This is a genomic window from Olsenella sp. oral taxon 807 (assembly GCF_001189515.2).
Lineage (GTDB): Bacteria > Actinomycetota > Coriobacteriia > Coriobacteriales > Atopobiaceae > Olsenella_F.
In genome coordinates, this window is record NZ_CP012069.2 from 709,321 (window position 1) to 732,472 (window position 23,152).

20 protein-coding genes are annotated in these 23,152 nt (G+C 62.2%); 18 read left to right on the top strand and 2 right to left on the bottom strand.

Annotated elements, in window-relative coordinates:
• The first annotated feature begins 21 nt into the window (after positions 1-21).
• The 18 genes from murF to ADJ70_RS03100 all read left to right on the top strand — a co-directional run bounded on the left by murF (position 22) and on the right by ADJ70_RS03100 (position 20,641).
• Positions 22-1,470, top strand: coding sequence for a UDP-N-acetylmuramoyl-tripeptide--D-alanyl-D-alanine ligase (gene murF / locus ADJ70_RS03015; RefSeq protein ID WP_050343372.1), 1,449 nt, complete (start codon positions 22-24; stop codon positions 1,468-1,470).
• The gene (gene mraY, locus ADJ70_RS03020; protein WP_050343374.1) at positions 1,470-2,501 is read left to right on the top strand and encodes a phospho-N-acetylmuramoyl-pentapeptide-transferase; all 1,032 of its coding nucleotides are present in this window, start codon (positions 1,470-1,472) and stop codon (positions 2,499-2,501) included. The genes murF and mraY overlap by 1 nt, the downstream gene beginning before the upstream one ends.
• A gap of 10 nt (positions 2,502-2,511) precedes the next feature.
• Positions 2,512-3,951 carry a UDP-N-acetylmuramoyl-L-alanine--D-glutamate ligase gene (murD, locus tag ADJ70_RS03025; protein WP_083443770.1) on the top strand — a complete coding sequence of 480 codons (1,440 nt, stop codon included), beginning with the start codon at positions 2,512-2,514 and terminating at the stop codon, positions 3,949-3,951.
• On the top strand, positions 3,948-5,471 hold the full coding sequence (ftsW, locus tag ADJ70_RS03030) for a putative lipid II flippase FtsW (RefSeq protein WP_050343375.1): 1,524 nt from the start codon (positions 3,948-3,950) through the stop codon (positions 5,469-5,471). Before murD ends, ftsW begins: the two co-directional genes overlap by 4 nt.
• Positions 5,472-5,476: 5 nt before the next feature.
• A complete protein-coding gene (gene murG / locus ADJ70_RS03035) occupies positions 5,477-6,607 on the top strand; it encodes an undecaprenyldiphospho-muramoylpentapeptide beta-N-acetylglucosaminyltransferase (protein ID WP_050343377.1) in 1,131 nt (376 codons plus the stop codon).
• A 123-nt stretch (positions 6,608-6,730) separates the two neighbouring features.
• Positions 6,731-8,149: a UDP-N-acetylmuramate--L-alanine ligase gene (murC, locus tag ADJ70_RS03040; protein ID WP_050344720.1), complete on the top strand. Its 1,419-nt coding sequence runs from the start codon at positions 6,731-6,733 to the stop codon at positions 8,147-8,149.
• Position 8,150: 1 nt separating this feature from the next.
• The gene (gene murB, locus ADJ70_RS03045; RefSeq protein WP_050344722.1) at positions 8,151-9,065 is read left to right on the top strand and encodes a UDP-N-acetylmuramate dehydrogenase; all 915 of its coding nucleotides are present in this window, start codon (positions 8,151-8,153) and stop codon (positions 9,063-9,065) included.
• A gap of 195 nt (positions 9,066-9,260) precedes the next feature.
• On the top strand, positions 9,261-10,166 hold the full coding sequence (locus ADJ70_RS03050; protein WP_050343378.1) for a cell division protein FtsQ/DivIB: 906 nt from the start codon (positions 9,261-9,263) through the stop codon (positions 10,164-10,166).
• Between the two features lie 454 nt (positions 10,167-10,620).
• Positions 10,621-11,751, top strand: a complete 1,131-nt coding sequence (gene ftsZ / locus ADJ70_RS03055; protein WP_050344724.1) for a cell division protein FtsZ — start codon at positions 10,621-10,623, stop codon at positions 11,749-11,751.
• A 76-nt stretch (positions 11,752-11,827) separates the two neighbouring features.
• Positions 11,828-12,577, top strand: coding sequence for a polyphenol oxidase family protein (locus tag ADJ70_RS03060; protein ID WP_253273219.1), 750 nt, complete (start codon positions 11,828-11,830; stop codon positions 12,575-12,577).
• Positions 12,574-13,305, top strand: a complete 732-nt coding sequence (locus tag ADJ70_RS03065; RefSeq protein WP_050343382.1) for a YggS family pyridoxal phosphate-dependent enzyme — start codon at positions 12,574-12,576, stop codon at positions 13,303-13,305. The genes ADJ70_RS03060 and ADJ70_RS03065 overlap by 4 nt, the downstream gene beginning before the upstream one ends.
• A gap of 60 nt (positions 13,306-13,365) precedes the next feature.
• Complete coding sequence (locus tag ADJ70_RS03070; RefSeq protein ID WP_050343384.1) at positions 13,366-14,139, top strand: cell division protein SepF; 774 nt, start codon at positions 13,366-13,368, stop codon at positions 14,137-14,139.
• Positions 14,140-14,143: 4 nt separating this feature from the next.
• Positions 14,144-14,965 carry a pyrroline-5-carboxylate reductase gene (proC, locus tag ADJ70_RS03075; RefSeq protein WP_050343386.1) on the top strand — a complete coding sequence of 274 codons (822 nt, stop codon included), beginning with the start codon at positions 14,144-14,146 and terminating at the stop codon, positions 14,963-14,965.
• Between the two features lie 6 nt (positions 14,966-14,971).
• Positions 14,972-15,220, top strand: a complete 249-nt coding sequence (locus ADJ70_RS03080) for a YggT family protein (RefSeq protein ID WP_050343387.1) — start codon at positions 14,972-14,974, stop codon at positions 15,218-15,220.
• Positions 15,221-15,285: 65 nt separating this feature from the next.
• Positions 15,286-16,002, top strand: a complete 717-nt coding sequence (locus tag ADJ70_RS03085; RefSeq protein ID WP_050343389.1) for a DivIVA domain-containing protein — start codon at positions 15,286-15,288, stop codon at positions 16,000-16,002.
• 1,021 nt (positions 16,003-17,023) lie between these two features.
• Positions 17,024-18,640 carry a transposase gene (locus tag ADJ70_RS03090; RefSeq protein WP_050340583.1) on the top strand — a complete coding sequence of 539 codons (1,617 nt, stop codon included), beginning with the start codon at positions 17,024-17,026 and terminating at the stop codon, positions 18,638-18,640.
• 174 nt (positions 18,641-18,814) lie between these two features.
• A complete protein-coding gene (locus ADJ70_RS03095; RefSeq protein WP_050343392.1) occupies positions 18,815-19,246 on the top strand; it encodes a hypothetical protein in 432 nt (143 codons plus the stop codon).
• An 807-nt stretch (positions 19,247-20,053) separates the two neighbouring features.
• Positions 20,054-20,641, top strand: coding sequence for a hypothetical protein (locus ADJ70_RS03100; RefSeq protein WP_157051374.1), 588 nt, complete (start codon positions 20,054-20,056; stop codon positions 20,639-20,641).
• Positions 20,642-20,656: 15 nt separating this feature from the next.
• Here the strand turns inward: ADJ70_RS03100 and ADJ70_RS03105 are convergent, their stop codons facing one another.
• Positions 20,657-21,625 (bottom strand): TIGR03915 family putative DNA repair protein, encoded by a 969-nt coding sequence (locus ADJ70_RS03105; protein ID WP_083443772.1) that lies wholly within the window; start codon positions 21,623-21,625, stop codon positions 20,657-20,659.
• Complete coding sequence (locus ADJ70_RS03110; protein WP_050343398.1) at positions 21,561-22,946, bottom strand: putative DNA modification/repair radical SAM protein; 1,386 nt, start codon at positions 22,944-22,946, stop codon at positions 21,561-21,563. The genes ADJ70_RS03105 and ADJ70_RS03110 overlap by 65 nt, the downstream gene beginning before the upstream one ends.
• Between the last annotated feature and the right edge of the window lie 206 nt (positions 22,947-23,152).

The following is a 23,152-nucleotide window of genomic DNA, read 5'->3' on the forward strand; positions in this document are numbered from 1 at the left end:
GTCTGCAAAGGAGAACGCCAGATGCTCGAAACCACCGTTCAGGATGTCGTGGACGCCACAGGGGCAGCGTTGCTCTGCGGTCGTATGGACGCCGCCGTGCGTGGGGTCTCTATCGACTCGCGTGAGGTGGCTGCAGGTGGGCTCTTTGTCTGCTTCGTCGGCGAGCGCGTCGACGGTAATGACTACGCGCTTGGGGCGCTCGAGGCGGGCGCGGCGGCCATCGCGCTCACGCGCGAGCCGGCCGAGGAGCTTGTGGAGCGAGCGAAGGTGGCGGGCCGTGCCCTGTTCCGCGTCAAGGATGATGATCCCGAACAGTTCATGCTGCGTCTTGCCGGCGCCTGGCGCGCGAAGAACGCGGCGTGGACCGTCGTCGGCGTCACAGGCTCTGTGGGCAAGACGACGACCAAGGACATGCTGGCTGCGGCCCTGGCAGAACGCTATCGGGTCCATGCGACCAAGGGCAACCTCAACAACCTCATAGGCCTGCCCCTCACGCTGCTTACGGCCTCTCCTACAGACGAGGTGCTCGTCTGCGAGATGGGCATGAACCATCCAGGTGAGCTTGCGCGCCTCTCGGCCTGTGCGAGGCCAACCGTCGCCCTCATCACCAACGTGGGCACGAGCCATGTCGGCATGCTCGGCTCAAGGGAGAACATCGCGCGGGCCAAGGCAGAGATACTCTCGGCCATGAGGCCGACGTCGGAAGACCAGGGAGGCGTCCACTCCTTTCTTGCCATGACCTCTGACAACGACTTCGCTCGCCTCATTGAGGATGAATTCGCAAGACCGGCGGGTATTGAGGTCATCTATGTGGGTGGCTCGACGTCTGCGCAGCTGCATGCCGAGGACATCCATCTTGATGGGGAGGGCTTCGCGCGGCTCACCCTGTCATTTACCGACGGGCTGCGCCTCGACGCCAAGCTGGGCGTGCCTGGACTTCACGTCGTCCCTGATGTTCTTCTCGTCATGGCCGTTGCCGAGCGCCTCGGCGTCGATCGCCATGCCGCCGTCATGGCGATCGAGAGAATGCCTCAGACCCATATGCGCCTCGAGGTCGTGAAGAGGCAGGGTCGCCCTCGCGTCATAGACGATTCCTATAACGCCAGCCCCGATTCCATGGCATCCGCCCTTGATGTGCTCTCTTCCATGAGCTGCGTCGGCAGGCGCGTTGCGATCCTCGGAGAGATGGGCGAGCTGGGGGACGAGGCCCGCCGACTTCATGGCTACGTGGGTGCCTATGCCGCCGCGAAACGACCCGACCTCTTAGTGGTCGTGGGAAACGAGTGGGCGAGCGAGATGGCGGAGGCGGCCCTCACGATGGGTCTCTCCGAGGATAGGATCGAGCGCGCCCTTGATGTGGACGAGGCAAGTCGCGTCATCGTCCCCGCCCTTACCGAAGATGACCTCGTGCTTGTCAAGGCCTCCCGTGCCGTAGGTCTCGATGCCCTCGTCAGGGAGGTGCTCGGCTGATGTTTGGCAACCCAAGCTACCCCACGTACCAGGTCTTCATCGCGGCAGCCCTCGCCGCGCTCCTTACGGGACTCTTGATGCCCGCCTTCATCAGGCTGATGCGCTACGAGGGCCTGGGGCAGCAGATCCGTGCGGACGGCCCCCAGCGCCACCTGCAGAAGCAGGGCACGCCCACCATGGGTGGGGTCATCATACTTTTAGGTGTCGTCATCACCTGCGCGCTGCAGGCGCGCTGGACGGCAGAACTCATCCTCGCGATGCTCGCGATGCTCGCGACGGGGTCTCTCGGCCTCCTCGATGACATCGAGTCGGTTGCCCACAAGCGCTCGTTGGGCCTCACGCCCCCCCAGAAGATGGCGGGTCTCATTGCGATCTCGGTCGCATTCTGCCTGGCGGCGGTCAACGTCTGCGACATCGCCCCGTGGGTCGACTTCCCCGGGGGATTCTCTCTCAATCTGGGCGTGCTCACCTCTGTCATCGAGGTGGGCGGGACACGGATTCACATCCCCTGGATCTACCTCATCTTCGTGTTCCTGCTCATGGCGGGCCTGTCCAATGCCGTTAACCTCACGGATGGACTTGACGGTCTTGCGGGGGGCTGCACGCTTGTTGTAATGCTTGCTATGGGCATGGTCGCCTTCAGTATCGGTTCCAAGGACCTTGCCGTCTTTGCTGCGGCCATCGCGGGTGCGTGTGTGGGCTTCCTCTGGCACAACTGCTACCCCGCGTCGATCTTCATGGGGGACACCGGCTCGCTCGCCTTGGGCGGGGCGTTCGCAGCCTTGGCTGTGCTCACCAAATCGGAGCTCGTCTCGCTGATCATGGGCGGTCTCTTCATCTGCGAGGCACTCTCGGTCATCATTCAGGTCGTGAGCTTCAAGGCGACGGGTAGGCGCGTCTTTCTGATGGCGCCCATCCACCATCACTTCGAGAGGCTGGGCTGGAGCGAGACGAAGGTCGTGATCCGCTTTTGGATCATCTCGGCTGCCTTCGCCTCCCTGGGTTTTGCGCTCTACTTTCAGCTTGGGTAGGAGGCTCATCGTGACTGATGCGACGATTGCAAGACGCCAGCTTGGAGACACGCTCGTCCTCGGCGTCGGCAGGACGGGCAGGGACGTGGCCCTCTACCTGCAGGGGCTGCGTGCCAAAGACAGGGTGTCGTCCGTCACGGTCTACGGCGGCGTCGCGTCCTTTGAGGGCCAGGTCACCCGTGAGCTTGAGGCAGCGGGCATTCGTGTCATCTTAGGTACAGATGAGATCGAGGACGAGGAGCGCTACGACCTTGCCGTCGTCTCGCCGGGCATTCCTGAGGACTCGCCCTTCTTCCAGTCCGCACGGGCGCATGCGGTCGAGACAGTGAGTGAGCCTGAGCTTGCGTGGCGCGAGAGCCCTGAGCGCTGGGTGGCCATCACCGGGACCAACGGCAAGACGACCACGACCACCCTTGCCTGTCAGCTCCTTAAGAGGGAATGTGGTGCCGCTGTCGCCGCAGGCAACATAGGCACGCCCACGATCAGGGCAGTCTCTGAGCGGGACGCCGGCGGCTGGATTGTGGCCGAGCTCTCGAGCTTTCAGCTCGAGACGACCCAGAGGCTTCACCCGCGCGTCGCCTGTCTGCTCAACATAGCGCCCGACCATCTGGAGTGGCACAAGACCATGGGAGCCTACGCTGCCGCAAAGGAGAAGCTGTTCCAGAACCTTGGCGTGGGCGACCTGGCAATCGTGTCTGACAGAGACAGATGGTGTGTGCCCATCCGTGAGCGCCTCCTGGCGAGAGGGCTTCGCACCCTGACGCTTGACGTGGCCGCTGACTGCGGTGGTGCCTGCGCGGCGTTCGTGCGGGACGATCGCCTCGTCGTGCGCCTTGATGGGATCGAGCACATCCTTTTGCCAGCAGGAGAGATGGGCGTGAAGGGTGCCCACAACATCGAGGATGCGCTGGCTGCCTCCTCGATCGCGCTCGAGCTTGGCGTGAGCGAACCCGTCGTGAACGACACCCTTCGCGACTTCAGGCCCCTTGAGCACCGCATCGAGCCCTGTGGTGAGGTGGCGGGCGTCAGCTTTGTGAATGACTCCAAGGCGACCAACCCCGACTCGGTCTCTAAGGCGCTCAGCTCCTTTCCCATGGGTCACGTCATCGTCCTTCTGGGTGGCTATGACAAGGGCCTCGACCTCGCACCGCTCGCCCGTGACGTGGCCGCTCGCTGTAAGGTCGCCGTGTGCTTTGGTGACGCTGGAAAGAGGATGGCCCAGGAGGTGGAGGGCGCAGCCACAGCCGAGCGGTCCGCTCGCGTCGTTCGCCGCGAGCACCTCCGTGATGCCTTCGCCGCGGCAGTCGAGCTCGCTGCTCCCAAGGACATCGTGCTCCTCTCGCCCGCCTGCTCCTCCTTCGACGAGTTCAAGGACATGGGGGAGCGCGGCAGGCTCTTCAAGTCGCTCGTGGCAAGGCTCTCGCCAACGGACGTGGGGGGCACACGATGATGGCGCACGTGAAGTCGAGCCGCAGCCTCCTCAGCCAACGCCTCCGGGAGAGGGGGGAGCGCGATAAGACGCGAGACGATCATATGATCTGGGGCGTTCCCGTTCGCCTCATAAAGCCGCGGCTCATCCTTCTCGCAGCGATCTTCGCGCTCGTCTCCTTTGGCTTTCTGATGGTCTACTCGAGCTCCTCGGTCACGGCGCTCACCTCGAACGGGGATGCACTGTACTACCTCAAGCGTCAGCTCGCCTTCTCTGTCGTCGGTGTCATCTTCGCCGTCGTCATCGTGAGGCTGGGCTATAGGACCATCATCGATAGGTGTCTGAAGCCAGCCTGGGTGGTTACGCTCGTGCTGCTGCTCGTCATATGGCTACCTATCGCGAGCAGGGACACCAATGGCGCATACAGATGGATCGCCTTGGGGCCCTTCACGCTCCAGCCCTCCGAGTTCGCGAAGATCACGGTCATCCTTACAGGCGCGAACCTCATGGAGCGCTACTTTCGCTCGGATGAGCTCGACTGGCAGGAGTTCAAGAGGCTGTTCGCACTCGGGGTCCTCGCTCCGCTTGCCCTGATACTGCTTCAGCCGGACAAGGGCACTGTCATGGTGCTCGCGCTGACACTGCTCATCATGGCCTACTTCGCAGGCTGTCCGGCAAAGGTCGTGATCTCCCTGCTCGTCTTGGGGCTTGTCGCATTCTTTGTCCTCTCCTTTGCCCAACCCTACTCGAGGGCCCGCCTGCTCGCCATGCTCGACCCCTGGAAATACCAGGAGAAGGAGAGCTACCAACTCGTGCAGGGCTTCTATGCCTTCAGCTCGGGCGGCGTCTTTGGCCTTGGCATCGGTATGAGTCGTCAGAAGTACAGCTACCTGCCCATGGCGCACAACGATTTCATCTTCGCTGTCATAGGGGAGGAGTGCGGCCTTATCGGCACCATCGGCGTGATCGTGGGCTTCCTCGTGGTGCTCTGGGCAGGGTTCAAAATCGCCAGGTACGCTCCCGACGCCGCAGGCCAGCTCGTCGCCCTCGGCTGTTCCTCCATGCTCGCCATCCAAATGCTCCTCAATGTCTGTGGCGTCATTGGGATATTTCCTCTCTCGGGCAAGCCCATACCGTTCATCTCCTACGGAGGCTCCTCGATCATGTCGAGCATTATGCTGGTCGGCCTGATCTTTTCGGTATCATGCGAGTCGGGACTTTCCCTGACGGAGCTTGACGGGGCGCGTCAGAACCTGCGGGTGCGCGACGACGATGAGCTCTCGACTTCTGAGTCTGGCCAGGTGGGGGAGGTGACGGTGCGCTCGGCACGGTTGGCGAGACCTCACTCGACGTTGAGGCTCGTCGGCGGTGGGCGTGCGGACCACAAGGCCCCATCCCCAGATCCTCCTGGGCGCGTAAGGGTGGACTCCTCGGGCAGGAGGCGCATCGACCTGGGCCCGAGCGCCTCTGAGCGACTGCGGTCTAGGCATTCAAGGTCAAAGGCGCGTAGAGCGAGGGATGATCGAAGAGGAAGGAGCTGATCGCCGTGCCCGACACGATGCACGTCGCCATCGCGGCTGGGGGGACAGCCGGCCACATCAACCCAGCCCTTGCCCTTGCCGAGGAGCTGAGAAGGCGTGGGCACGAGCTTACGTTCTTCGGTCAACCCACTCGTCTTGAGGCGACGCTCGTGCCGCAGGCGGGCTTTTCCTTTGTGCCCATCGAGGTGACCGGCTTCGATCGCTCCCGACCTTGGACGCTTGCCACAGCGCTTTGGCGCATGCACAGGGCGCAGAGGAGGATCAATGACTACTTCGACGCCCACGGCACCCCCAATGTGGCGGTTGGCTTTGGCGCCTACGTCGAGATGCCACTGCTCAGATGCTGCCACGCCAAGGGGGTCGCCTGCATACTTCACGAGCAGAACTCGGTGCCCGGACTTGCGAACAGGTTGCTGGCGCGCAAGGTCGACTGCGTGTGCGTCTCGCTGCCGATTGCCATCGACGCCTTCAAGAGTCGCGTCAGCGCGCAGACCCAGATCGTCGTGACGGGCAACCCGGTTCGACAGAGCGTCATTGGCGCGAGTCGCGAGGCTGGTCGCGCCAACAATGACATTCCCGATGACGCCATGCTGCTGCTCGTCTTTGGTGGTTCGCTCGGGGCCCGGCACCTGAATGACGGCCTTGTCGCGCTTAAGGACGAGCTCCTCTCTCATACGGGGCTGTACGTGCTTCACTCAACGGGCAAGAAGGACTTTGATCGCGTGGTGGCTGAGTTGCGCTTGAGCGAAGAGGAGCGATGCCGCTGGAGGGTAGTGCCCTACATCGACGCCATGGGAGAGGCGCTTGCCGCCGCCGACCTTGTGCTCTCTCGTGCCGGCGCATCCTCGATCGCCGAGATCGCCGCACTTGCCGTGCCCGCCCTTCTCGTCCCGTACCCCTTCGCGACAGCCGACCACCAGACGGTCAACGCGCGCTATCTCGTAGATGCCGGCGCGGCCGTCCTGCTTCCGGACGACCAGATAGATACGCCTGCGTTCCTTGAGAGCCTTCGTAGCCTCATCGATGATGGTGAGAGGCGAACATCCATGCGTCAGGCGGCGAAGAGCCTCGCCCAGGATCGCGCAGCCATGGCGCTTGCGGATCAAGTCGAGGGCGCCGAGGCGCTTGGTACCTAGACGGGCGCCTTTGCGCTAGAGTGGTAGGGGGCATGTCGGACGTTGGGTAAACATGCGCACGCACAACAACGTACACGCAGGTGACCAGGTCGGTCGCCGTCAGGGCGAGAGGATCTCATGACCATGACAGACGACAACGCAAGCAGCTTCACGAGCGCCCACTTCATTGGTATAGGGGGTGCGGGCATGAGTGGGATCGCACACGTGCTCCACGAACGTGGGTGCAGGGTAACGGGTTCCGACCTCAAGGCCTCGAGCTACGTTCGTGACCTTGTGGACGCGGGCGTCGAGGTCCATATCGGCCACAGAGCCTCGACCATAGACGAGACGGTACCCGACCTTGTCGTGACCTCGTCGGCCGTTCCGGAGGACAATCCTGAGGTCGTGCGTGCTCGGGAGCTCAACATTCCCGTCTGGCCCCGTGCCAAGATGCTGTGGGCGCTCTCGAGGGGGTCTTTGACCATTGCCGTGGCGGGCACGCACGGCAAGACCACTACCTCGTCCATGATCGCGACCATGCTCGACCATCTCGGATGCGACCCCTCCTTCCTCATAGGTGGGATTGTCGAGGAGTATGGTACCAATGGCAGAAACGGAACGGGGGAGTACTTCGTCTGCGAGGCCGACGAGTCGGACGGCTCCTTTCTCTACCTCGATCCCGATGTGGTCGTCGTGACCAACATCGAGGCCGACCATCTCGATCACTACGGCTCGCTCGAGAACATCGAGAGGACCTTCTGCCAGTTCATGGACCTTGTCGGAGAGGATGGCTGCATCATCGTCAACGGTGACGTCCCCCACTACATCGAGCTTGCCCGCTCGACCGGACGCCGCTTCGTATCGTATGGATTTAGCGAGTCCTGCGACTACGTCTGCACGGCCAAGAGCGACCCCCATAGCCTGAGGAGCCGGCTTTGGGTCAAGACACCGCACTCAACTGCGGTCGAGGTGACCATCAAGGCGAACCCCGGCAGGCACAACATGGCCAATGCCACCGCCGCCATCGCGGCGGCAGACGTGTGTGGTCTTGACGTCGTGAAGGCCGCCGAGGCGCTCTCGCTCTTCCAGGGTGCCCACCGTCGCTTCACGCATGTGGGCGACATAGACGGCATCACGGTCGTTGATGACTATGGCCATCATCCGACCGAGATCAAGGCGACGCTCGCCGCAGCCAAAGGGCTTGGTTTTGCTCGCGTCGTCTGCGTGTTCCAGCCCCATCGCTACAGCAGGACTCAGGCGCTCGCCTCAACGTTTGCTCGCGCCTTCGGTGACGCCGACGTGCTCGTCGTGACCGAGGTCTTTCCCGCAGGGGAGACGCCGATCCCCGGGGTTTCCGGAAAGGTCGTTGCCAACAACGTCATCGACGCGGGCGGCGTGGGCGAGGTCCGCTTTGCTCCCACGCCCAAGAAGGTCGTCTCGACGCTCCTTGGCATCTGCCGGGAGGGCGACCTCCTGATAACCTTGGGTGCCGGCGACGTGACGGCTATAGGACCCGCCTTCATTGAGGCCGTCCGCGAGCGCGATGAGGGTGGGGACGCCTAAGGTGAGTCTCTTCAACGCATACATGTCACTTTCGGGCGCCTATGACGCCGAGGTGATCAGGGAGGAAAAGCTCTCGCACAGGACGACGTATCGCATCGGTGGCCCTGCTGACCTCTTCGTCTGTGTCCACAGCTACCCCGCACTCAAGAGGACGCTTGAGGTGCTCGCTCGTGAGGACATCGAGTGGGTCATCTTGGGCAAGGGCTCGAACGTGCTCGTCTCGGATGCGGGCTATCGTGGCTGTGTCATAGAGCTGGGCAGGGAGTTCTCTAGACTCGCCTTTTTCGAGGACGGCCGGGTGACGGTGGGGGCAGGTGTGCTCCTCCCCAAGCTCGTGAGGGAGACGCTTTCCCACTCGCTTTCGGGCATCGAGTTCTGCATGGGGATTCCCGGGACTGTCGGCGGGGCCATCTCCATGGACGCGGGTTCCCGCCACCACTGGATCGGACATTACGTGCAGAGTGTGGTCATCGCGAACGCCGCCGGGAGCCTGAGGCGTCTTTCGGCAGACGAGATTGAGTGGGGCTACCGCTGGTGCTCGATAGATCCCGCCGCGATCATCCTTGAGGTTGACCTTCTCCTCAAGCCAGGGAGCAAGGATGCGATAGCTGCCGAGATGAATCGACGTACGTCCCAGCGCAGAAGGGCGCAACCGCTCGGCTTGCCGTCCTGTGGCTCTGTCTTCAGAAATCCCCCCGATGGCTCTGCAGCCAAGATGATCGAGCGCTGCGGCCTCAAGGGCCGCAGCGTCGGGGGCGCGCAGATCAGCAAGATGCACGCAAACTTCATTGTCAATGCTGGCGGTGCCACGGCCGCAGACGTCGTGGCACTCATGCGCGAGGTCCATGAAGCCGTTCAAGAACGTTTTGGGGTAGACCTGAGCTGCGAGGTAAAGTTCCTGGGGTTTGGGGCCTAGGGGAGGATGGCGGTGCGGGAGAGGGGTGCGAGGCGAGCGACGGCGCGCAACAGAGTATCCCCAGCGCAAGCGGAGATGCGCCACGATGGTAGTCGGCGCGGTGCGGGAGGGACTCAGAACCCGAGGGATCGCCTGCGCCCCTCTACGCGAGACGGCAAGCCAGCCGCTTCGACCTTGAGGGCGGGAGGTGTCGCCATGGAGGCACGCCGCTCCCCTTCGCGTCCGATGGCACCGGATCATCGTAAGACCCAAGCCGAGGTCTTTGAGCGTCAGCGTCCCATCAGGCGTGCCATAGTCGCAGGCATCATCGTCGCAACCTTGGCGCTTCTCGGACTTCTCACCCTGCTCGTGCTCTCCTACACGCCCCTCTTCACCATCACAGGCATCGACGCTGAGGCCACCGACCACATGAGTGCGGATGACATCGTCAAGCTCGCTCTCGTCCCCGATGGGGCGACGTTGCTCAACCTCGACGAGGGCGACATCACGAGCAACCTCAAGAGGAACCCATGGGTAGGCTCGGTGAGCTATGTGCGGGAGTTTCCCGATCACCTCAGGATCACGGTGCATGAGACGAGCGTTCAAGCCATAGTCGTGATGGGAACCGGTAACATCGCCTGGACGTTGGGGGAGGGCGGCGTGTGGATAGAGCCCTATCCCATCACGGTGGGAGATAAGCAGTCTATAAATGATGTGGCGCTGGCAAAGGCCCAGGAGCTTGGAGTCCTTCTCCTCACGGATGCGCCTCCATCGGTGAGTCCTATCGCCGGACATGCCGCGACGGATGACGTCATAGGGGCCGTCCAGTCTTATCAGGAAAACTTTTCCTCTGAGCTCAGGTCGCAGATCGTCAGCTACTCCATCACGAGTCTCGACTCCATCTCCTGCACGCTCTCGAGCGGCGTGCAGGTCTCGCTTGGCGCCGCGACCGACATTGACGCCAAGCAGACGGCCATCTTGGGTATGCTCGCCCAGCATCAAGACAAGCTCACCTACATCAACGTGCGAACGCCGCTTAATCCCAGCTATCGCGCCATAGACAGCGATGATGTGAAGGCGGGCACCGGTGCCGTGGGTGCGGGCGAGGGTGTTGGATCCTGACCTGCCAAGCTCACACCCTTTTGTCTTGTCTCATGATGACTTGAGGGACATGGACGCATTGAGGTCCCGGTGCTGTCTGAGAGGGGATTCACGCGGCAATGAGGGCAAACTCTCAAGTAGAGCTGGAGACGATGCTTCTCAGTCAACAAGCAATGTACCAGCCCGTTTCATATAATGTACATATGTGTTGACGTCCGGGTGGTCTTATGCGACTATAACGCACTTTGTGTGAGCCATAGGGGTCTACCTGAGGTTTAAGGTTTTCACGACGGGCTTTCATGGAGTGGCAACAGGGACGCAAGCAGTAACCGGAGTAGAGTGAAGCATGAAATCGAAGCAAAAAGCGAGTCACTTCAAGACGAGCGTCATCGCGAGTTCTACCCCAAAGGCCGAGGAGCTGCTCGTGCCCGAGGAGATTGACGCGCCAAAGGCTGTCGCCAGGCAAGGAGGAACAATGATCGACTCAGACATCCCTAGCAACTACATGGCCGTAATCAAGGTCGTGGGCGTAGGCGGCGGTGGCTCGAACGCTGTCAACCGCATGATCGAGGAGGGCATTCGCGGTGTCGAGTTCGTTGCCATCAATACCGACGCCCAGGCGCTCGCGATATCGGACGCGGACATCAAGGTTCACATTGGCCAGGACATCACGCGTGGTCTTGGCGCCGGTGCCAACCCCGAGGTCGGGGCCGAGGCTGCCGAGGACTCCCATGACGAGATCAAGCAGGCTCTCGCAGGTGCCGATATGGTCTTCATCACTGCGGGTGAGGGAGGCGGTACCGGCACGGGAGCTGCCCCTGTCGTTGCGGACATCGCCAAGAACGATGTGGGAGCTCTGACCGTCGGCGTCGTGACCAAACCCTTCTCCTTCGAGGGGCGCCCCCGCACTAACCGTGCCAGCGATGGCATTCAGACCCTTTCGGACAGCGTCGACGCGCTCATCGTGATTCCCAATGACCGCTTGCTCGACCTTTCCGAGAAGAAGACCTCCTTTATCGAGGCCTTCCGTATGGCCGATGACGTGCTTTGCAAGGGCACCCAGGGCATCACGGACCTCATCACCGTGCCTGGTCTCATCAACCTTGACTTTGCCGACGTCTGCACCATCATGCGCGGCGCAGGCACCGCGATGATGGGCGTCGGTACCGCCTCCGGCGACAGCCGTGCGACCGACGCGGCCGAGGAGGCGATCGCCTCGCGCCTGCTCGAGAGCTCCATAGACGGTGCGACGCGCGTCTTGCTCTCCATAGCGGGCAACAAGGACCTCGGCATCCAGGAGATCAACGACGCCGCCGACGTGGTTGCCAAGAACGTTGATCCAGAGGCAAACATCATCTTCGGCACCGTCGTGGACGAGAGCCTCGGCGACCAGGTGCGCGTCACCGTCATCGCCACTGGCTTCAATGATGCGAACGTCCAGCAGTCCATCCCGTCCCTCACGCTTGACAGGAGCCGCTCCTCGCGCTCTTCGCAGTCCGTGCCTAAGTCTCGCAGCACCGGCTCCTCAGACGGCTCGCGCTCGTCGAGCTCCAGCAACGACAAGGAGTTCGATATCCCCGAGTTCCTCAAGCGCAGTCGCATCTAGCATGGGCGCGCCTCGTCTCAATCGCCTGAGCGCGCATGGTGTGACTTTCCTTGGCGACGCAGGACGTCCGAGTGGAGTGGCATTCGCGTTTACGGAGCGTACGGGTGGCGTTTCGGGTGGGCCATGGTCCTCGCTCAACCTTGGGGCCTTTTGCGGAGATGATCCGGGTCACGTGAGGGAGAACCGTCGCCGCGCCCTGCACGCCCTCGGGGCGGCTGGTCTTCTTGGGAGGCTTATCTCGCCCAGGCAGGTGCATGGCGACCATGTCGTCGTCGTGAGCTCAGCCACCGACGCTGCGGTCTCCTTGGCGCAGGCAGAGGCCGAGGCAGGCGCCGATGCCATCGTGTGCTGCGCTCGGGGCGTGCCGGTTTTGCTCTGCTTTGCGGACTGTGTTCCTGTCGTGCTTGTCTCGCAGGGGGGCTTCGCTGTCGTGCACTCGGGCTGGCGCGGCACGCTGGCGGAGGTCTCCGCCACAGCGGCGCGGGTCCTTGCCGAGGTGAGTGGGTCAGGATTCGAGGGGATCTGTGCCTACCTCGGGCCTCACATAGGCGCAGAGGACTATGAGGTATCCGAGGAGCTGCTCGGACGCTTCGTGGAGAAGTTCGGCGACGTCGTCTGCGCAGGCGAACGCAGGCTTAACCTTGGGGCGGCCATCGCGGTCTCGCTCGAGAGGGCGGGCCTGGCGAGGCAAAACGTCCTTGGCTGCACAGCCTCGACGGTGAGGTTTCCGAAGAGATTCTTCTCGTATCGCGCGCAGGGCGGTACGTGTGGGCGCCATGGTGCCCTTGCGGTGCGTGGGCCGTGGGAGGAGGATGAGGCGGCATGAGAGGCAACGAGCAGACTGAGCTTGATAGCTTCCTTGTCGAGAGGCGAAAGGCCATCTGTGAGCGCATGGCAGCAGCCGCGAGGAGGGCAGGCCGTAGCCCCGATGAGGTGACCATGCTCGCGGTCTCGAAGACGGTGGGACCGAAGGAGGTCGTGCTGGCCTGGAAGGCGGGCTACCGGGCCTTTGGTGAGAACAGGCCCCAGGAGCTCAAGCGCAAGCTTGAGGGCATCGAGGCGTACCCAGAGCTGCGAGGCGCGCGCTTCGATATGATAGGCAATCTCCAGACCAACAAGATCAACCAGGTCATCGGCAAGGTCTCGCTCATCCACTCGGTGTCGTCCGTGCATCTCGCGCAGTCCATATCTAAGCGTGCCGCAGCGCGTGGCTTGCGCTGCGACGTGCTCCTTGAGGTCAACGTGAGCGGCGAAAAGTCCAAGGCCGGCTTCTCGCCAGAGGAGCTTCGGGGGGCTATGGATCAGCTCATGGGGCTTGATGGCATTGCCGTGAGGGGACTCATGACAATGGCGCCGGCCCATGACGCCGACGGTGCCCGCAGGACGTTTTGCGGCCTGCGCGAGCTGGCGGAGGCACTGAGGGCCGATACGGGCCTTGGGCTCGAGGTCCTCTCCTCGGGCATGAGCGACGACTTCCACATCGCGATAGAGGAGGGCTCTACCTTGGTCAGGTTGGGCAGGATAGTCTTCGATCCAGGGTACGAGCTGCGATAGCGCCAGGCGCACAGCGTGTGGCCGTCTGCCGAGCGTGGTCGGCCGGAAAGGCAGGATGAGATGGGTTTTCTCGATAACTTACGCAACAGGCTCCGTCCCCAGGAGGATGACTACGACGACTACTACGACGACTACGATGATAGGCAGGACAGCCGGTCTTCCCGTCGCCGTGACGAGCGCGAGACCTCGGGCGTCCTTGGCAACACGCGTCGTCCCGAGGCGGAGAGCGTCTCGGTGTACACACGCTCCGGCAGGCCAGTGGCGCAGCAGCAGGGCGAGAATCCCAACGCACGGGCCTACACGGCGCGAACCCGGGACTACGAAGACGACTACCGTGCGCCCGCCCCGACGGTTCGTAACAATCGTGGATATGCAACGCGTGAGCGAGAGTACGCGACGCGCGAGCGCGACGAGCGCGGGTACGGATACCAAGACTACTCGCAGGACGAGACGTCCTCCATCGCGACGCGCGGCGAGTCGGTTCTCGGCAACACTACGGGAGGCCATACGCCGGGAGACATCGGCCTCAAGCCGATTCCGCGCCAGAGCAGCTCGGGAAAGCTTCCTCCGTACGTTATCAAGCCCGCCTCCTATGATGACGTCCAGATGGTCGTCAGGCGTGTTCGCACCGGCCAGCCCGTTGTCCTCGCGTTCAGGAACACCAACATCGAGACCGCCAAGCGCGTGCTCGACTTCTGCTTTGGACTCTCTTGTGGGGTCAATGGGACAGTAGATGAGCTGGGAGATCGCGTATTCGTTGTACTTCCAGAGGGCATCGAGCTCTCGCAACAGGACATCGACAAGCTCGTTCAGGACGGGACGATAGAAAGGTAGTTGCATGCCGGCTCTGCGTGACAAGACAATCGCCATTGTGGGCGGCGGCACCATGGGCTCTGCCATAGCCTTGGGACTTGTACGTACGGGTTCACTCGAGCCACAGCGTGTGCTCGTCGCCGATCCCTGTCAAGACAGGCGCGACCATCTCGCCTCTGAGGGCATCCAGGTGTTTGACGCTGCCTCCTCGATGGGGGCAACGTCTCCCGATGTCGTTATCATCGCGGTCAAGCCGCAGGTTCTTCCCGACGTCGTGAAAAAAGCCAGCGATCTTCTGGGGGGGAGGCTCGTGATCTCGATCGCGGCAGGCGTCAAGCTCCAGGCACTCGAGTCCCTCATGCCCACATCGCGCATTATCCGTGCGATGCCTAACCTACCGATATGGGCCGTCTCTGGTGCCACGGCAGTCTGCGCCGGCTCTGCGGTGACTCGCGAGGACGTTGGGCTTGCGTCTGCCCTGTTCGGTTGTCTCGGCTGCACGCTTGTCATGCGGGAGGACCAGCTTGACGCCGAGGGCGCGGTCGTCTCCTGTGGGCCTGCCTACATTGCGCTCTTTGCGGATCTGCTTGTGAGGGCCGGCGTCGAGCACGGGCTTCCTGCCGCCGGTTGCCGCGAGATGGTCCTCTCCACGATGAGGGGGGTGGCAGGGCAGCTTCTGGAGTCGGGTGAGCATCCGAGGGCCTACATGGAGCGAGTGACGTCTCCGGGGGGGACGACTGCGGCCGGCCTCAGGGCGATGGAGCCGTCGTTGATGCTTGCCGTCGAGGAGGGCATCGACGCGGCTCTTGCGAGAACGGCCGAGCTCGGACAGGCGAAGGGGGAGTGAGCGCCTATGGGATGGATACTATTGAAGCTGATAGACGCCTATGTGACCGTCATCATCATCTGGGCCATCTTAAGTTGGGTCCCCTATCGACCGGGAGGACCCACGGAGAGCGTCCGTAAGGGACTGGGGGCGGTCGTGGAACCCTACATCGGGATCTTCAGGCGCTTTTTGCCTCCGATGGGAGGCATCGACTGCTCGCCAGTCCTCGCGATTATCGTGCTGGAGTTCATCGGTCGCGCACTTGCGAGGTTTTAGGTTACACTATGCTCAGTGGTATCCCCTGCTGACGTAGCACAGAGACAAACTTGAAAGGAACCAACATGGCTATCACCCCAGCAGACATCGAATCAATGACATTCTCTGCGGCTAAGAAGAATGGCTACAACACCGAGGAGGTTGACGCCTTTCTTGATCAGCTTTCAGGCGAGGTTGATGCCATGCTTCAGAAGATTGCTGACCTCAAGAGTCGCCTCAACAGCTCCGAGCAGCAGCTGGCGGCCTCTCAGGCACAGGTCGCGCAGCTTATGGAGCAAAACGAAGGCGCCGGAGCGTTCGGGTTCCCAGCCACTCCGATAGCGGCTGAGCCCCAAGACGCCGGCATCATCGCCTCCGAGCGCCAGATCTCGCAAGTGCTCATCATCGCGCAGCAAAGTGCCGACAAGCTCATCGCGGACGCCCAGGTCAATGCCGATACCATCCGCAGCGAGGCTGACCAGAAGGCCCGGGAGGTCATCCGTCAGGCGCTTGCCGAGAAGCAGGCCGAGATGGACGAGATCGACCGCCTCAAGCAGTCTCGCGAGGACTTCCGCGGCGAGTACAAGAAGCTCCTGCAGCACTTCATGGACGATGCGGACTCCGTCTTCCCCGAGCAGACACTGAATGCTCCAAACGGCTCCTCGTCATCTGTCAACCCGGTGATCACACCCACGCCTTCGCTGCCGAGGAACTCCACGGGCCAGCCGTCATCTGGCATCGTTGATCAGGAGGCCACAACCTATTCTCCCATGACAGACACCAACTTCAACGACTTGGACTAGCTGGCAGCAGACGGGCAGTAAGGACCGACGAGCGTTCCTATTCGCTTGCGTCGCGCAGGGGCTGTACCAGCATTGTGCCCGGTACGGCTCCTGCACTATGGACATGTGGAGCAGATCAGCCTGACCGGCCAGAGGACCGTCCAGCCTGCAAAAAAGGGGACCATCCAGCCTGCAAAAAGGCCACCCAGTTGCATCCACCCAGTTGCAAAGAGATTCCCCCTCGCGGAGGGGTCGCTCTCGGTAAGGCTTGGGACCCGCCTCACTTAGGGCGCATCCTGATGCTGACGTGGCACTTACGAGTTTGGGGCCGTCTCGGCCGGCACTGCCACTCGACCCTGAGCGTACCGGTTGCACTGCCACTCGGCCCTGAGCGTACCGGCCCCGTACGTTCACCATCGAGTGGCAGTGTGAAGTGCACTGCCACTCGACCCTGAGCGTACCGGTTGCCGTGAGTTGCACTGCCACTCGGCCCTGAGCGTACCGCATCGGCACGCTCGATACCGAGTGGCAGTGTGAAGTGCACTGCCACTCGACCTTGAACGTACCGGTTGCCGTGAGTTGCACTGCCACTCGGCCCTGAGCGTACCGCATCGGCACGCTCGATACCGAGTGGCAGTGTCGACGCGCTGCCAGATACCTCTCGAGCTTTTTTCGCAACGATCGTGGGCGAGATCCCGATGGGTTATCGATGTGTTTCGCGTGTCCCTCATATGATGAGGTTGACAGGACCCGGCGCTCGCTAGTTCTGTTGCTAGCTCCTTGGGTAAAGGTGTGGAGGAGTTGCTGCTCCGTGGGGGGCTTCCCTCCTTGGTCTTTTGAGTAGTCTTCCTTCAACTTCTGCTATATTTGTGTGCGAGGCGTAGACGAATGATCCCTAGTTCTTTCTGATTGTAGAACTACCGCCTGATCAAACCAAAGAAAATCGAGAAAATCGCAGGTCGAGGCCCCAAGGGGCCTCTCTTGTGCTATATTATATGTAGTGCTACTTACTACTTCCTGTGTGGCACGGGAGGCGACCGGGATGCCGTTCATAAAGGTGCAGAAGCTGGTCAGGGACGAGTCCGGCGCAATCAGGAGCGGGTCCGCCGCCGTGGTCGACACGTCGTACGTGCGCGGCGCCAAGTACCACTCGGCGCAGGCGGTGCGCGAGAGGCTGGGCAAGGTCGTCTGGCTCGCGGACGACAGGCGCTCGGGCGTGTTCGCGTCACCGACGCGCGGCCTGGTGGAGTACGACGCGGACGCCGACGGATTCGCGCCGGTGGCCAAGGGCGACGAGCGGCTGGCGAACACGGGCGCGTTCCCCGAGCCGCCGCGGCACCTGGAGCTCGGCCCCGAGCACCTGCTGCTGTCGTTCCTGGGCGCCGATGGGGTCGCGGGGTGCCTCAGGGAGGCGCTCCCCGACGACCGGTCCTACCAGCGCGCCCTCGCCCACGTCACGCACGGCGTGGTGCGGGACGGGAGCCGCGAGACCTGCGACAACATGGTGGCCAGGTCCTTCGCGGCTCTGGCGCTGCCGGGCGTGCCGCCCGCGTCGCTGAGATCGGACACGGCGTTCTTCTCGGCGATGGGCGCCGACGGGGCGAAGGTCGCGTTCTTCAGGGCGTTCGCCAGGCTCATGAGGAGGACGAAGCCCGGCTTCGGCCGCGCATGCTACGTGGACTCCACCCCGCTCCCGAACGACGCGGTCGACAACCCGCTCAACGCCCTCTGCAGCCACGGGCTGAGGGGCGCGGCGGTCCAGATGCGCCTCGCGCTCGTGCTCGACGAGACGACGGGGCTGCCCGTCTGGTACGAGGTCGTGCCCGGCAACGTACTTGACCTCTCGACCATAAAGACCGTGATGGGCGACGTCCTCGCCACGCTCGGCATCGAGGTCGTAACCGCGGTCCTCGACGCGGGCTACGCGTCGCGCGAGCTGCTCGAGGCCTTCTCCGAGGGCGAGAGGGACGTGCTGGTCAGGATGCCGGCGAGGAGGGGGTACCCGTACCGCGAGCTCTGGCGGGGCGTCCGCTCTCTGATCGGCAAGGGCAAGTACGCGATCACGCGCTCCGGCCACCTCTACTTCGCCAGGAGGCGCGACGTCGAGGTGCAGGGCGTGAGGCTGCACTGCTACGTCTACGTGGACCAGACCAACGCCACGCCGCGCTTCGCCAGGTGGCTGGACAAGAACCAGGAGAGGTTCGACGGGATGTCGCTCGCCGAGAAGGACTGGGAGACCGTGCGGCAGGGCTACTTCGTGCTGATGTCCACCAAGGTCGCGACGCCCCGCGAGATCCTGGACGAGTACTTCTGCCGCACCGAGATCGAGGGCGTCTTCAAGACCAGCAAGGACTACCTGGGCCTGCTGCCGCTGCGCAAGTGGAGCGACCTCACCGTGCGCGGCAAGATCCTCGCCGACATCATCGGCACCATCGTGGTGCTCAGGATGCGCAAGGCGCTCGCCGGGGCCGACGTCTCCCTCACCGAGGTATGGGGCAAGGCCAGGTCGCTGTCCTGCTACACCAACGCCGACGGCAGGGTCGTGGTCGAGACGCCGTCGAGGCAGGTCCGCGAGTACTACAAGGCGCTCGGGGTGAAGGTGCCCTCGTCAATCGACGTCAGGGAATTCGACCGTGACGTCCTCGGCCTGGAGCTGTAGTTCTACAATTAGCGTCATCTAGGGATGAGGGGAGCAGTTGTGGATAACTATTCCAACTATGGGGGTTCCAACTATTCCAACTCTGGGGGTCCTAACCTTGGCTATGGGGAGCCCAGCGGTGCCCAGCGCGGCTTGAAGGTCCTTGCGATCCTACATACGATCGGAGGTGTTCTCATGCTGGGCCTCTTGCTCATGTGGTCTGTCAAGGCACAAGCTAATGCTGAGAGCAAGATCAGTCAGGCGTCTCTCTTAATCCAGAAGTTGGGTGAGCAAGGCATCGTTTTGTCTGAGTCAGAGAGTGCCTCTCTGATGCTTACTATTATCATCATGGCTATAGCTGTTCTGCTTAGCGTTGCCGTGTTACTGACGGGTGTCTTTGGTATTCGTGCGGCAAACGATCCTGAAAAGGTGACACCGTATCTGGTGACATCGGGCATCTTGCTTGCCTATAGGATATTTGATATACTAGCAACTATTCTGAATCAAACCTTCACACTCACGTTCTGGACCCTGATCGGTGTGGGTATTCCTGCGCTTGCGGTTTGGCTTGGCGTGTCCATCAAGCAGCAGCGGGATCAGGCGCGCATGCCTGGGGTGCAGCGGTGACCTGTAGGGATAGCCTTTGAGGATGTGTGCGGCCCTTACGCCTCGACTGACCCCAAGAGAGCGGTAGGACAGCGCCTTAGCTGACTCAGTCTTCTTGGCAGCACTCGTTGCTGCCGTCAGGGGGCAGGGAGAGAGCAATCATGTCGTGGGTCCAGGAACATGGGCGGGCATTGCGAGGAGGATCCGTAGGCAATGGCCTTGGCCCCTCGCCTTGGAGCCGGGCAGCGCTAGCTGGCAGCGGACGGGCATTCCTAAGTGCCCATGTGGCACAGAGGTCGTACCAACACTGTGCCTGGTGCAGCCCCCTGCGCTAATGCGATGCGGGACAAATCCGCTTGACCAGCCGAGAAAGCTCCCTGCCTGCAGAAGCGACCTCCCTGCCTGCAAAGAGATTCCCCCTCGCGGAAGGGTCGTTCCCGGCAAGGTCAGAGGCGCGTCCCGATGCCGATGCTGCGCCCCTAGGCCCAAAGGTCGTCCCGAGCGTACCGCTCGCACTGCCACTCGCTCCCGAGCGTGCAGCCCCGTACGTTCAAGACCGAGTGGCAGTGTCGGCGTACCGCTAGCAGTTTCAATCGCCTCTCGCACCGGCCGTGGGCGAGATCTCCGCAGTCTATCGATTGCTCCGCGTGCCCCTCATGCGATTGGGACGCTAGAATCAGCGTCTGTCAGTCCGGCGGCCGGTGCTCTGGGCCAAAGCGTGGGAGAGTCGCCGTCTCTCGGGGACCTCCATCCTTGATCTTTTGAGTAGTCTTCCTTCAACTTCTGCTATATTTGTGTGCGAGGCGTAGACGAATGAGGGGAGCAGTTGTGGATAACTATTCCAATTATGGGGGATCTAACTATTCCAACTATGGGGGTTCCAACTATTCCAACTATGGGGGCTCTAACCTTGGCTATGGGGAGCGCAGCGGTGCCCAGCGCGGTTTGAAGGTCCTTGCGATTCTACATGTGGTCGGAGGCGTTCTCATGCTCTTGGCTCTCTTATTCATATGGTCTCTTTATGTACGTGAGGAAGCTGGGGCCGGGGGTAGCTTGACAACTTACTTAGTCCAGGAGTTAGGGGCGCGAGGCATCGCTATATCTGAGTCAGAGCTTACCTCTCTATTATTTGTTATTGCCGTCAAGGCTGTTCTGATTAGTGTTGCCGTGTTGCTGACGGGTGTCTTTGGTATTCGTGCGGCAAACGATCCTGAGAAGGTGACACCGTATCTGGTGACATCGGGCATCTTGCTTGCCTATACGATATTTGATGTTCTAGAGAGCATTTTTGCTCAGACCTTCAAACTCACGTTCGGGACCCTGATCGGTGTGGGTATTCCTGCGCTTGCGGTTTGGCTTGGCGTGTCCATCAAGCAGCAGAGGGACCAGGCGCGCATGCCCGGGGCCCAGTGGTAGTCTGAGGGATGGCATCTAGGCTTCTCGATGGTGCTCGGGCCCACGACTGGTGAGCTCGGGCACCAGCTCTGTGAGGTTCTTCCAAAGGCGCTTGGGCATCCAGCTCGTGCGCAGGTCATAGCCGCGTTGGGACGCATCTCTGCCGGGGAGTGCCATCGCCCTGTAGAAGCCACGCCATAGATTGCGGATGAGTGGCTCCTCGTTGGCGAGGTCGTGCTGTCGCATAAGGAGGGTCCGCGTGAGTGTGTCGTCGAGGTGAAGGAGGCTGGTCGTGGCTTCTCCCGTGTGATGGAATGCCGCCACGTGGTGGATGGGGTCCACGATACAGAAGCGCTCAGCCTGCATGCGTCGTGCAAAGTGCTGTGCCGTAAGGGGGAGGGTGTTGGCCCGAGGCTCGAACGTGGAGGCCCAACTCCCGTCCGAGAGTCGTGAGAAGCGCACAAACTGCCGGGTCTTTTCACACTCGCTCAGTGTGCGGCGAGCCAAGCTGTTCAGTCGAGCGCAGCGAGGATCGGCGACTCTCCCGTACAGCTGACGTCTCACGGAAAAGCCCAGACGCAAGTACTCGTGTGCTACCTGTGGCAGGGCCGGGTCGTCGCATGCCGCAGCCAGCGCGAGCCGTGTGGCGCAGGCCTCGCCGCAGGCTCGAGCGAAGGCTGCATGGACGCGTGCGGCAAGTTGTACGACGCCTCGGTCGTCAGTAGGGGGCATGACAACGCACGTCTCGCCGAGCTGCAGCTGAACCTGTCCTTGGGGTGCGAGCCTCAGGCGGGTGGGATGTGCGTGGGCGAGGTAGCCCACACCCACCGCTGCGAGCACACCCTCGAGCGTGGTCTCTGCCGCGAGCACGGCTTGGCCACCTTGGGTGAGCGCGGCAATGAGCTCGTCCACGACCTGCAGCACGGAGGGCGTCAGCTCTTCAGAAGAGTGAGAGCTGCCCTTCCGCCTCACGACGACGTTGATTGTATCGTGTTGTTGTGACATCGCTCACCATCCTCTGACGTATGAGCCCCTCGTCGAGGGGACAGTCCTTGTCACGTATCCCCGAGCAGGTGAGGAAGTGCCTCGCCCGCTTGAGCGTGACGTTGAGGCGTTTGAGATCGCTAAAGCTGAGGCGCGTGTGCCCGCGTGCGGCGATGATGCGCCTCGCCCCCACGGGTCCAACGCCAGGAACGCGCAGCAGAAGCTCGAGCGGGGCGTCCATGACCTCAACGGGAAAGCGGTCCATGTGCTTGAGCGCCCAGGCGAGCTTTGGGTCGAGGTCAAGATCGAGCCAAGGCTCCTCTGGCGTCGCGAGCTCGTCTGGCGAAAAAGCGTAGTAGCGCATGAGCCAGTCAGCCTGGTAGAGGCGATGCTCCCGCCTGAGGGGTACGGGAGTGTCTCGCTCGGGCAGGCGCTCGTCCTCCATGATGGGCATATAGGCCGAGAAGAACACGCGACGGATGTCATAGCGCCGGTACAGCGACTGGGAAAGCTGCAGGATGTGATTGTCGCTCTCTGGTGTGGCACCAACGATGAGCTGCGTTGACTGGCCAGCAGGAACAAAGCTGCGCCTGGTGGCAGGCACTCGGCTTTTGGGCCTGCCCAAGAGGAGGGCGTTGCCGTTCGAGCGAAGGGATAGTCCCTCCTGTGCGGCGGTGCGTCTCTGGCGCAAGGTGAGCGTACGCCGCTGCTCAGGTGCCGTGCAGGCAGGCAGAGACCGCTCCTCCTGCGCGCGCGTGCACGCGATCTGCCCCATGGGCGCAAGCACGGATCGTGCGCTCTTGTTAGGGCAGAGGCGACTGAGCGAGGCAGAGCTTGGGAGCTCCAGGTTAGAACTCAAACGATCCGCGAGCCTGCCCAGGCGGTCGAGGAGCTCGGGTGAGGTTCCGGGAATGACCTTTGCGTGCACGTAGCCATTGAAGCGAAGCTCCTCACGCAGTATCCGCAGGCATTCGATCATGCGCTCCGTCGTGGCATCGGGCGTTCCCATGACGCCCGATGAGAGGAAGAGCCCCTCGACGTAGTTGCGCCTGTAGAAGTCCACCGTGAGCTCCGCCAGCTCGCGTGGGGAGAAGGTCGCCCGTCTGCAGCACGCCGACGCACGGCTCACGCAGTAGGCGCAGTCGTAGCTACAGGCATTTGACATGAGCACCTTGAGTAGGGTGATGCAGCGTCCGTCGGGGGTGAAGCTGTGACAGCAGCCTGCAGCGGTAGTGCAACCGAGCGCACCCTTGCGTGGTCTGCGTCCGACACCGGAGGAAGTGCAGGCCGCATCGTACTTGGCCGCATCGGCCAGAAGCTCGAGCTTGTCCAAGGTATCCATGCTCCTCCTCGTGTTTCTGGACACACTGGTAAAAAACCTATGTTCTAATATGTTAGCAAACGATAGTAACAAGTACAAATGTTTCTTTTATGATGAGTTGAGTGCAGGCTAAGCGTGCATCGTGCCCTGCCACACATCCATCTGCGTTGTAGCTGCCAGTTGCATACCGTCCAACGACAGACGCCTTAGGGGAGGAGCATACACTT